This is a genomic window from Pseudomonas sp. WS 5059 (genome assembly GCF_012985525.1).
GTDB lineage: Bacteria > Pseudomonadota > Gammaproteobacteria > Pseudomonadales > Pseudomonadaceae > Aquipseudomonas.
On sequence record NZ_JAAQWO010000004.1, the window covers coordinates 458,978 to 469,783 of the forward strand.

10 protein-coding genes are annotated in these 10,806 nt (G+C 55.4%); 8 read left to right on the forward strand and 2 right to left on the reverse strand.

The annotated features are described in order from the left end of the window. Positions 1-74: 74 nt before the first annotated feature. Together nadE and pncB are read right to left on the reverse strand one after the other, a co-directional pair. Complete coding sequence (gene nadE / locus HBO12_RS14405) at positions 75-902, reverse strand: ammonia-dependent NAD(+) synthetase (RefSeq protein WP_169952181.1); 828 nt, start codon at positions 900-902, stop codon at positions 75-77. Between the two features lie 3 nt (positions 903-905). Continuing rightward, the gene (gene pncB / locus HBO12_RS14410) at positions 906-2,120 is read right to left on the reverse strand and encodes a nicotinate phosphoribosyltransferase (RefSeq protein ID WP_169952179.1); all 1,215 of its coding nucleotides are present in this window, start codon (positions 2,118-2,120) and stop codon (positions 906-908) included. 388 nt (positions 2,121-2,508) lie between these two features. Here pncB and HBO12_RS14415 point away from each other — a divergent pair, with 388 nt between their 5' ends. The 8 genes from HBO12_RS14415 (at position 2,509) to HBO12_RS14450 (ending at position 10,724) form a co-directional block, all read left to right on the forward strand. Next, entirely contained in the window at positions 2,509-4,893 is a 2,385-nt protein-coding gene (locus HBO12_RS14415) for a type VI secretion system Vgr family protein (protein WP_170042470.1), read from the forward strand. A 10-nt stretch (positions 4,894-4,903) separates the two neighbouring features. Continuing rightward, a complete protein-coding gene (locus HBO12_RS14420) occupies positions 4,904-5,659 on the forward strand; it encodes a DUF4123 domain-containing protein (protein WP_169899448.1) in 756 nt (251 codons plus the stop codon). Beyond that, a complete protein-coding gene (locus HBO12_RS14425; protein WP_170042472.1) occupies positions 5,656-6,150 on the forward strand; it encodes a YceK/YidQ family lipoprotein in 495 nt (164 codons plus the stop codon). The genes HBO12_RS14420 and HBO12_RS14425 overlap by 4 nt, the downstream gene beginning before the upstream one ends. A gap of 72 nt (positions 6,151-6,222) precedes the next feature. Continuing rightward, positions 6,223-6,744 carry a DUF3304 domain-containing protein gene (locus HBO12_RS14430; RefSeq protein WP_262376983.1) on the forward strand — a complete coding sequence of 174 codons (522 nt, stop codon included), beginning with the start codon at positions 6,223-6,225 and terminating at the stop codon, positions 6,742-6,744. Between the two features lie 179 nt (positions 6,745-6,923). Further along, entirely contained in the window at positions 6,924-7,436 is a 513-nt protein-coding gene (locus HBO12_RS14435; protein ID WP_463671615.1) for a DUF3304 domain-containing protein, read from the forward strand. A 170-nt stretch (positions 7,437-7,606) separates the two neighbouring features. Then, on the forward strand, positions 7,607-8,128 hold the full coding sequence (locus HBO12_RS14440) for a DUF3304 domain-containing protein (RefSeq protein ID WP_170042566.1): 522 nt from the start codon (positions 7,607-7,609) through the stop codon (positions 8,126-8,128). After that, positions 8,116-10,464, forward strand: a complete 2,349-nt coding sequence (locus HBO12_RS14445) for a T6SS phospholipase effector Tle1-like catalytic domain-containing protein (protein ID WP_170042474.1) — start codon at positions 8,116-8,118, stop codon at positions 10,462-10,464. Before HBO12_RS14440 ends, HBO12_RS14445 begins: the two co-directional genes overlap by 13 nt. Continuing rightward, positions 10,461-10,724: a PAAR domain-containing protein gene (locus tag HBO12_RS14450; protein WP_170042475.1), complete on the forward strand. Its 264-nt coding sequence runs from the start codon at positions 10,461-10,463 to the stop codon at positions 10,722-10,724. Before HBO12_RS14445 ends, HBO12_RS14450 begins: the two co-directional genes overlap by 4 nt. The last annotated feature ends 82 nt before the right edge of the window (positions 10,725-10,806 follow it).

The window sequence follows — 10,806 nt, forward strand, 5'->3', positions numbered from 1 at the left end:
AATACATTCAACTGTGGGAGCGGGCTTGCCCGCGATAGCGGCCTGACAATCAATACACAACCCCCCGCCTCACCTCAAGGCGCAAACGGCATCACCCGCTTGTGCTCAGTCTTGCGATAGGTCTCGCAGATAATCCTGAACGCTTCCTCACGCACCGGCTGGCCGTGCAGGAACGCATCGATCTCGGTATAGGTCACGCCATGGGACGCTTCATCCGGCTTGCCCGGTGACAGGTCTTCCAGGTCGGCCGTCGGGATTTTTTCCACCAGCGACTCCGGCGCACCAAAGTGCCGCGCAATCGCGCGTACCTGGTTTTTCACCAGCCCGCTCAACGGTGCCAGGTCGCACGCGCCATCACCGAACTTGGTGAAAAACCCCATCACCGCTTCCGCCGCATGGTCGGTGCCGATCACCAGGCCGCTCGCTGCGCCGGCGATAGTGTATTGCGCAACCATGCGCATCCGCGCCTTGGTATTGCCCAGCACAAAGTCACGAGACACCGCAGCCTTGCCTTCGAAGGCCGCTACTTCGTTGGCCAGGGCCTTGACCGCCGGGCCGATATTGACCGTGTGGCGTTCGTCGGGGTTGATAAAGTCCACGCTGGCCTGGGCATCGTGCTCGTCGAACTGGGTCTCGTAAGGCAGGCGCACCGCGATAAAGCGGTAAGCCTCATCACCTTTGAGCGCGCGCAGCTCTTTCATCGCCCGCTGGGCCAGCAGGCCTGCGGTCAGGGAGTCGACACCGCCGCTGATGCCCAGTACCAGGGTCTTGAGCCCCGAGTTGAGCAGGCAGTCCTGGATAAAGGTAATCCGCCGGGCCACTTCCGCTTCAAGGGCGGCGTGGTCCTGGAACGGTGGTTGGACCTTGAGCTGTTGGGCAATCTCACGCTGTACGGCTTGCATGATTCACTCCTCGCTAGAGATGGCAGGTACTTTGAAAACGTGGCGCAAATAGGCGACGAAGTTCGGATCCGTGCAGTGGGTCTTGCCCGCTTCATCGGAGATCTTCGCCACGGGCTGGCCATTGCAGGCGGTCATTTTAAGCACGATGCTCATCGGTTCCACACCTGGAATGTCACAGGTCAGGTTGGTGCCGATGCCAAAGCTGACATTGATCCGCCCGCGCAGCGCACGGAAAATCTCCAGGGCCTTGGGCAGCGTCAGGCTGTCGGAGAACACCAGGGTCTTGCTCATCGGCTCGATGCCCAGCTTGTGGTAATGGGCGATGGCTTTTTCGGCCCACTGCACCGGGTCGCCGGAGTCATGGCGCAGGCCGTCGAACAGCTTGGCGAAGTACAGATCGAAATCGCTGAGGAAGGCATCGGTGGTGATGCAGTCGGTCAGGGCGATGCCCAGCAGGCCACGGTACTCGCGGACCCAGCAATCGAGGGCGGCGATCTGGCTGTCGATCAGGCGCGGGCCCAGTTGCTGGTGGGCCATGATCCATTCATGGGCCATGGTGCCCAGGGGCTTCATGTCCAGCTCGCGGGCCAGGTGCACGTTGCTGGTGCCGACGAAGCGGCCGGGGAAGTCGTGCTTGAGCACATTCACCACTTCCTCCTGCACGCGGTAGGAAAAGCGCCGGCGGGTACCGAAGTCCGCGACCTGCAACTCGGCCAGCTCATCGCTGCTGGCGTTGGCGGTCAGCCAGTCGAACTTGCGATACAACTGCTCTCGGGCCTGCTCCAGGATGATGGTCTGGTAGCGATAACGGTTGCGTACTTCGCTGACGATGGCCAGCAACGGCACTTCAAACAGAATCACATGCAGCCAGGGGCCGCGCAGGCGGATAAACAGCTCGCCGTTCTCAATGCCGGTCTGCACGTAGCGCAGGTTGAAGCGAAACAAGCCAAGGAAGCGCAGGAAGTCCGGCTTCATAAAGCTGATGCGTTCCAGGAAGCCCAACTGATCCGGGCTCAGGCTCAACTCGGCGAGGCGCTCGATCTGGTAGCGGATTTCTGCCAGGTAGGGGCGCAGGTCCTCGCTGTTACGGCAACGGAACTCCCATTCAACTTCCACATTGGGGTAGTTGTGCAGCACCGCCTGCATCATGGTCAGCTTGTAGAAGTCGGTGTCGAGCAGGTTCTGCACGATGCGATCGGCAAACACACTCTCGCTCATGGCGGGAATCTCCAAACGGGGCGGCGATGGCGCCGACCTTGTACGCGCAATTAAAGAAAGGGTGCTAGTGGCGCATAGATTTGTGCCGTTTTGCCAGCAGTTTTTTTGCTAGGGCCACCCAGGCCGATATTGGCCACTGTGAGCCTCAATGACGTCATGCCGATCCCGGTGCTCAAGGTGAGAAAAAGGAATCGAGAAGTTCCCTTCTGGGAAAGACGAATGCTCCGACATTACTGGGTGATAAAGAGCCTTTACCCTCCTGGCTCTTTGTGAAGAGGCTTACCCAGGGACTGACATGAATGATATCCAGCACTGTATCAGCAGGTTCGAACCACACGTTTCAGCGAAGGGGCGACCCGGTGTCTTGTGTGCTGAATAGGGAGCGCCAATGAATTCGACTCCCTTTTTCGACCACAGCCGACACACCCTGAGGGTGCGCAACGTTGAGCCCCGCCTTGATGTCTTGAATTTCACCGGCGAAGAGCGGCTTAGCCTGCCCTTTGTCTATCGTGTTGAGTTCACCTGTATCGAGCGTGATCTTACTGCCGGTGCCATGATTGGGCAGAGTGCCAGTTTCAGCATGAATGGTGCGCCGCAAAATGTGCAGAGGCGCGGTTTCACCCCACTGGCGGCTAAACCACTGCGCACACTTCATGGCGTGGTCACCGGTTTCAAACGCCTGTCCGGCTCTCTGGACGAAGCCCGCTACGAAGTCATCCTGGAACCGCGTCTGGCGTTGCTGGGACGGGGCCAACAATTTCGTATCTATCAACACCAATCAGTACCGGACATTGTCGAAAGTATCCTGCGCAGCCGCCACGATTTTGAAGGCCAGGACTTTCTCTTCAGCCTGGTGCGCGAATACCCCAAGCGCGAACAGGTCATGCAATACGGCGAAAGCGACCTGGCCTTTATCTCGCGTCTGCTGGCCGACGTGGGCATCTGGTACCGCCTCACCCGCGACGAACGCCTGAACATCGACGTGGTGGAATTTCACGATGATCAGCGTCACTACCAGTTCGACGTCGAGCTGCCTTACCGTCCGCAGTCCGGCACCAGCAGCAGCGGGCAAGACGGCGTGTGGGCCTTGCAATCGAGCCATCAGGTGGTGGAGCAGCACGTCAACATCCGCGCCTACTACCACCGTGTCGCCAACGCCCAACTCAACGGCGACGTCGACCAAAGCCGTGGCGCGAGTACCACCTACGGCGAGGCCTATCACTACGCTGAACCCTACACCGGCCTCGGCGATCCTCATGCCCAGGACGAAGACCTGCAAAGTGAAAGCGGTTTTTTCTACGCACGCCTGCGTCACGAACGCTACCTCAACGACCAGACTCACCTCAGCGGCACCAGCAGCAGCGCCACCCTGGCACCCGGCCAAGTCCTGAAAATCTCCGGCGGCGCCCCGCAAGCCTTTGGCCCCGGTGCGGTGATTACCCACCTGACCACCCGTGCTGCTCGTGATCGCAGTTTTGAGGTCAACTTTGAGGCGATTCCTTACTCGGAAACTGTGTGCTTCCGCCCCCCGCTGCAAAAAAAGCCACAAATCGCCGGCACCGTCCCGGCCCGCGTCACCAGCCCGCAGGAGCACGACCCGTACGGCCATATCGATATCGAAGGTCGATACAAAGTTAACTTCCTCTTCGACCGCGACAGCTGGAAACCCGGCGAAGAAAGCCTGTGGTTACGCCTGGCCCGCCCATACGCCGGCGACACCCACGGCCTGCACCTGCCGCTGATCCCCGGCACCGAAGTGGCCATCGCCTTCGAACAGGGCGACCCCGACCGGCCCTACATTGCCCATGCGTTGCACGACAGCCAGCATGTCGACCACGTGACCTTGCGCAACTACAAACGCAACGTGCTGCGTACGCCGGCGAATAACAAACTGCGTATGGATGACACGCGGGGGCAGGAGCACGTCAAGCTCAGTACTGAGCACAGTGGTAAGAGTCAACTCAACTTGGGGCATTTGGTGGATGCCGAGCGCAAAAAACGTGGCGAAGGGTTTGAACTGCGTACTGACGGTTGGGGCGCAATTCGTGGCGGGAAAGGGGTGTTTATCAGTGCTGATGAACAGGCCCAGGCCACCGGTGACGTACTGGCCATGGAACCTGCTTCCAGTCAGGTCCAGGGCGCGAAACAGCAAATTGCCGACTGGCAGGAGATCGCTCAGGCGCACCATAGCCGCCAGCCCGCCATCGACGGCTTGCAACAGTTTCAGGACAGCGCCAAAGACCTGAACGCCTCGGCCATCCTGCTCAGCGCCCCCAAGGGCATCGGTGCAGTGACCCCTGCCAGCTTGCTGCTCAAAAGCGGCGACGCGCTGTACGTGCAAAGCAACGACGAGATCAACCTGGCCGCCGCCCAGCGATTGTCTGCCCATGCCAATCAAGGCATCTCCCTGCTGGCCCAGCAGGAAGGCATGCGCCTGGTGTCCGGCAAGGGGCCGCTGGAAATTGAGTCCCACGGCGACGTGTTGAATCTGATTGCCCAGCAAGACATCACCATGCAGTCGGTACAAGGCCACCTGCAATTGACCGCCAAAAATGGCATCACCCTGGCTTGCGGCGGCGGTTACATCCGCATCACCCCAGCCGGGGCCATCGACATCCACACCCCTGGCAAGCTCAACCTTAAGGGCCAACACGTCTGGGAAACCACGACCAGCCAGAGTTTTCCGATGCCTGAGTTGCCGCAGTCGGTGTGTAAAGAGTGCCTTGAAAGGGCTCGAAAAAATGCCATCGGTTTACTGAAACGCGAAGGTTGATCGAAGGGGAATGCAGATGACAACACCTACTCAATGGCAAGAGCAGATCGAACAGGTATGTGCCAGCGTCGGCATCCAACAGGTTGATCTACTGCTCGACCAATCCGCTTGGAACAACTGCGCAGTACCTGCGCTGAAGATGTTGAGGCCAGAAGTTCCGTGGTTCTCACTGTTCAGCGGTACGCCCGAAGAAAACCTGCTGGATCAGGCCCCTCTGTTGATGCGTCTGGATCTGGCGCATTGGCAACATAAAGCCTGGTTGGAGGAGTTGATGACTCACTGCGCCGCCGATGCCCGGCTGGTGGTGGTGATCTCTCCATTACCCTTCGAGGCATTGAGCCACGCCCTGCAAGCCCTGTCGCAAATGCAGTGGGGTGGGCAGGCAGGCTTGTTGCGTTATTACGACCCGCGAATTTTTCCCTTGCTGATGTCGTCGATCCTGACCACTGACCAGCGTGGCGAATATCTGCAAACGGCCTGCTATTGGGGCTGGTTGGATCGGGATGATCAGTCGCAATGGTTGCAAGGTAATTGCCAGGCACATCAGGGCAGTATCGAAGTTAGCCCGTTCCTGGAGCTCAGCGATCAGCAATGCGATTTGATCGGTTGTATTGGAGATGCACAGCAATTGCTGGATGGTGGGAATTTTGATGGCTTGGAAGAGAGTCGGGAGCTGGTTTTCGCCTCTTTATATGCATTAGTCGTACAGGCCAGCCAGGAAAACTACTTTGGTGATTTGACAGAATACGTGAGGCTAAAACTGTGAGCTTCAAACAAGCAGCATTGTATGGTCAGCTTGTTCGGAATACAGAAAATTCGTTCAGGCAAGAGTTCGGTGTGCTGAAGCGATTGGTTTTGATCGCGTTGTTTTGCCTAGTAGCCATTATTGCCGGCTGCGGAACATTAGTTGAGCGAGGCGAGTCATCGAAAGTCTACAGTGGCTCAGGTCACTACTATACAGGTGTTCAATATGACTGGAGATTACTTTCGTTGGAAGGCCGCGGTGGCTACGACTACGTACCTATGTTTTGTTATCTAAGCATAGTGTGCCCTTTTGCCACTCTGCTCAGTATGCCCGTAGATTTCGTGGTCGATACAGTGATGTTGTATAGCGATCATCAAAAAAAGATAGTCGAAGAACGAAAATTCAGTGCGTATCTTAGAGATAAATACTGCCTCGCGGAGGGCGGGCCGGATGAAGTGGCACTCAAAAATTTGGGCCTTGATATGGGCTTCTGTTTTGGTTCGCGCAATTAGTAGTTCTGAAGTGACTGTTTGGTTACGTGCGCGACATTTTTAGTTTGGCTGTGATCATGGAAGTTTAAGGCTATGAAATTAATGATGAGAAAATCGCTGATGCAAGGATTGTGTGGCTTGCTGGCCTTAATGTTATTCGGATGTTCCTCTGCGGATAACGAAATGGCGGGCGGGAATATACAGGCCGTCAACCATACCTTGAGTGCAATCAATTGGTTATCGGTCAATGGTTATAGAGCTGACGGAGGGGGCGGGCGATCTTGCTGCATTATCATGCCGATTAAATGGCGTCCTGGTTTGAAAGCTAATATCGAATGGGAAGTCGATCCTGATCCTTTTGCTTACTCAAAATGGCCGTCGTTAGGAACTGATGGCTATCGAGCTGCACAAGCTAAACATAAAGCCAATTATCAGCACCACAGGGCCACAGTGGATATTCCGGAGTGGCCGGAAACTAAAAGATGTGGTCTGACTGTGCATTTTTTGGTCTGCAATAAGATAAAACTCACGAGTTCGTGCTGGGCACCTAGTTCACCCAATTATCCCATTAAAGACCCTATGGGAATGAAGGAGCCAGCCGTATGCCCGAAGTGAAAAATAACTCAGTGGCTAAAGCTTGGGCCCCTCCCAGGTTTCCTGTCAGTGGTCGTTTGCCTTCCGAGACGTCGGTGGTGACCGCCAATTACAAAAACAAACCTTGGAGTGACTATTTAGTTACGTGCGCAACATTTTTAGTTTGGTTGTGGTCAGGGAGGTTTAAGGCTATGAAATTAATGATGAGAAAATCGCTGATGCAAGGATTGTGTGGCTTGCTGGCCTTAATGCTATTCGGATGTTCCTCTGCGGATAACGAAATGGCGGGCGGGAATCTACAGGCCGTCAACCATACTTTGAGTGCAATCAATTGGTTTTCGGTCAATGGTTACAGGGCCCATGGAGGAGGCGGGAGTTCGTGCTGCATCATCATGCCGACTAAGTGGCGGCCTGGTTTGAAGGCTAATGTCGAGTGGGAAGTCGACCCTGACCCTTTTGCAAAAATAAAGAAAAAAACTACAGGTTATGGCTTTGACGAGAAGGCATGGGCTGAACATGAAGCGAAGTTTCAGCGCCACAGCGCCACAGTGGATATACCAGAGTGGCCAGGTACAGAGTCTTGTGATCTTAAAGTGCATTTTTTAGTCTGTAATCAGGTCAAAGTCACCACTTCTTGCTGGGGCTACGGCTCGCCGAACAACCCGATTAAAGAGCCTAAGCAAATGAAGGAGCCCGCTGTATGTCCGAAATGAAAAACAATTCCATAGCTAAAGCTTGGGCTCCTCCGGTTTTTCCTGTCAGTGGTCGTTTGCCTTCCGAGACGTCGGTGGTGACCGCCAATTACAAAAACAAACCTTGGAGTGACTATTTATTTACGTGCGCAACATTTTTAGTTTGGTTGTGGTCAGGGAGGTTTAAGGCTATGAAATTAATGATGAGAAAATTTCTGATGCAAGGGTTGTGTGGCTTGTTGGCCTTAATGCTATTCGGATGTTCCTCTGCGGATAACGAAATGGCGGCCGGAAATATACAGGCCGTCAACCATACCTTGAGTGCAATCAATTGGTTTTCGGTCAATGGTTACAGGGCCCATGGAGGAGGCGGGAGTTCGTGCTGCATCATCATGCCGACTAAGTGGCGACCTGGTTTGAAGGCTAATGTCGAGTGGGAAGTCGACCCTGACCCTTTTGCTTACTCAAAATGGCCGCCGTTAGGAACTGATGGCTATCGAGCCGCACAAGCTAAACATAAAGCCAATTATCAGCACCATAGAGTCACAGTGGAAATTCCGGAGTGGCCAGGTACAGAGTCTTGTGATCTTAAGGTGCATTTTTTAGTCTGTAATCAGGTCAAAGTCACAACTTCTTGCTGGGGCTACGGCTCGCCGAACAACCCGATTAAAGAGCCTAAGCAAATGAAGGAGCCCGCTGTATGTCCGAAATGAAAAGCAATTCCATAGCTAAAGCTTGGGCTCCTCCGGTTTTTCCTGTAAGTGGTCGTTTGCCGACGATAACTTCGGTGGTGGCCGCCAATTACAATAAACAAACTTTCGAGGAGAGCCGTTACCGTCAGGGGGTTAATTCCAGAGGGCAGAAGCGGCATTCCGACTGCTGTCATAGTCTGCATATCAGTCTATTTTTCGATGGCACCAACAATAACGACAGTAACGATACCAAGAGTAACCACCCCAGTAATATCGCCAAACTCTATCATGCGTCGATTCAAGACAATGATGCCAAGAGCAAAGGCTATTTTTCTTATTACATGCCGGGTGTCGGTACTCCGTTTCCCGAAATTGGTGAACTGGATTACAGCGAAGGCGGGCTGAAATATGCCACTGGTGGTGAGGATCGCATCAACTGGGCGTTGGTGCAGGTAGCCAGTGCCCTGTCTTTCGCGCTTAACGATAAGAAAGAAATTGATAGGGCTATTGCCAAAACCAAGGTCCAGGCCATGAGCACCTTGAAGGCGCCTCTGATGAGTGCCCTAGGTCAAGGTAACCGGCGGCGGACGATGAACGAGTTATTGGCCCCCTTGCAGGCCAAAACGGAATTGGCCAAGCCTCGCGTGCTGGGGGTCAAACTGTTTGTGTACGGCTTCTCCCGAGGAGCAGCCGAGGCCCGTACTTTTGTCACCTGGCTGAGCCAGTTGTTCGACACCCCTGAGGGCGCCGAGCAACCTGTTCAAGAACTGGCGGGCTTACCCGTGAGCGTCGAATTTCTCGGTGTGCTGGACACCGTGGCCTCGGTGGGCATCGCCCATGCGGCCCCGTTTTTCGCCGGGCACATGGATTGGGCCGATGACACCCAGTTATTGCCGGATGCACAGCGCTTCCCGAAGCTGGTCAAGTGTTGCCGACATTTTGTCGCCGGCTTTGAGCAGCGCTCATGCTTCCCGCTAGATTCGATCCGGAACGAGAACGGCCAGTATCCGGCCAACACCTATGAGGTGGTTTACCCCGGTGTGCACTCCGATGTTGGCGGCGGCTACCCCGAAAATGACCAGGGCAAAGCTCGTGGTGGCACTAATGAATTGATGTCACAGATCGTCCTGCACGACCTGTATGCGGCAGCTTTTGCAGCGGGTGCACCGTTGCAGGTGCCTGAGGAGGTGTTGCCTAAAACGCTGGTTACTCAGAAGTTATGGCGTGTCATGTCTGAGGCAACTAACACTGAGTTCGATATAAATCTTCAGGTAATCGAACGCTTCAACGCCTGGCGGAGCAAAACCCTACAGGTTATCGAAACCGAGGAGTCCATTAATGGCCTTGCCTGGGAGTACAAACCACCTAGGCTGAGCACAACCGTAGAAGACGCTCTGGCTGATCAATTGGGCTGGATCACCGGCTGGCGCATTGGCCGTTATGTTAATGACCTCAAGGATGATAACGACAGCTACAAACGCCAGCCGTATTTCACTCAGGCCAAAGAAGTCACGGCTTACATTGCGAGTGAAGAGCGCAAGGACTATGAAAAAGAAGTGGCAGGCATGCCGCGTAAACGACTGGAAAACCCTAATCTGCCGGGCCCGCGGATCTACGAACCGACAATCGACCAGACCCAGCTCAGTCAGGCTGCCGCAGAGTTCAAGTCCGACTACACGGGGCAGAAGCGCGAGCAGACCAGTTGGCAAGGCACGGTGACTGATGTGGTGTTACGTGACGCGGTCTTCCTGCTTAACGAGAATGACGAGTCCAAGGATCATGATTTCCTCAAGACGGCAGGCGATCAGCGCAGTAAGCAACTGTTCCGTGATGCTCAAGGTACGTCCAGTGCAGACCCTGACATGGCCCTGCTGGTGGCGTTGTTCGATGACCAGATACACGACTCGCGGGCCTGGTTCATGCACGATAAGTTGAAGTCGAGGGAGTTGTGGGCCGGTTATTTCTTTTACCGCATGACCTATTTCGGTAACGACAACAGCCGCGATCTATCTCCGGTTGTAGTCGCCGGTCGCATATTGGGCGTGGCGATGATTGCCGGGGCTACGGTGTATGGCATCAAGCGCCGTGGCGTATTGGGTGGTGTTGGCGGACTGGCGGCGGGTATTGGGGCGGCGACTATCGGCTACCAGGTGATCGATAAAGCCACTGGCTTGGCGATGCCGTTCCTGCCGGGCGCCGAGAAACTCCTGCAACCGACCCGCCATATCGGCCAGGTGGTGGCCGAACAGAAGCGCCAGATCTCGCTGGATGACTATATGCAGCGTATCGAGCAGACCAGTGCGATGTTGCGCAAGACGGGCAGCTTGGTCGAGCAGGTGAAGGCGGTGGTCTCATGATGCCTCTGGTACGGCTGGGCGACCCATTGCACCCCTTCGGCGGTGAGGTGTTATCGGGACACTACGAAGCCTTCGGCAAACCAGTGGCCTGTGTAGACGATCAAGTCCGCTGCAATCTGCATGGCATGACGCACATTATTGAAGGTACCTCGATTTCTACCATGGACGGCAAACCTGTGGCGCTGGATGGCCATCGTTGCGCGTGCGGTTGCCAGTTGGTCAGCACCTTGGCGGCAACTTTTATGAGTGTCGCGCCATGAATGGCCCCCCTGAATACCCTGGCTCTATCGAACCGGACGCACCACGTTGGGGACGCTGGTGGCTGGGGTTGGTGCTGCTGTG

Excerpts from the sequence above, each read along its gene's own strand:
- nadE (WP_169952181.1), bottom strand. The coding sequence starts at position 902 with ATGCAAGCCGTACAGCGTGAGATTGCCCAACAGCTCAAGGTCCAACCA.
- pncB (WP_169952179.1), bottom strand. The coding sequence starts at position 2,120 with ATGAGCGAGAGTGTGTTTGCCGATCGCATCGTGCAGAACCTGCTCGAC.
- HBO12_RS14415 (WP_170042470.1), top strand. The coding sequence starts at position 2,509 with ATGAATTCGACTCCCTTTTTCGACCACAGCCGACACACCCTGAGGGTG.
- HBO12_RS14420 (WP_169899448.1), top strand. The coding sequence starts at position 4,904 with ATGCAGATGACAACACCTACTCAATGGCAAGAGCAGATCGAACAGGTA.
- HBO12_RS14430 (WP_262376983.1), top strand. The coding sequence starts at position 6,223 with ATGAAATTAATGATGAGAAAATCGCTGATGCAAGGATTGTGTGGCTTG.
- HBO12_RS14435 (WP_463671615.1), top strand. The coding sequence starts at position 6,924 with ATGATGAGAAAATCGCTGATGCAAGGATTGTGTGGCTTGCTGGCCTTA.
- HBO12_RS14440 (WP_170042566.1), top strand. The coding sequence starts at position 7,607 with ATGAAATTAATGATGAGAAAATTTCTGATGCAAGGGTTGTGTGGCTTG.
- HBO12_RS14445 (WP_170042474.1), top strand. The coding sequence starts at position 8,116 with ATGTCCGAAATGAAAAGCAATTCCATAGCTAAAGCTTGGGCTCCTCCG.
- HBO12_RS14450 (WP_170042475.1), top strand. The coding sequence starts at position 10,461 with ATGATGCCTCTGGTACGGCTGGGCGACCCATTGCACCCCTTCGGCGGT.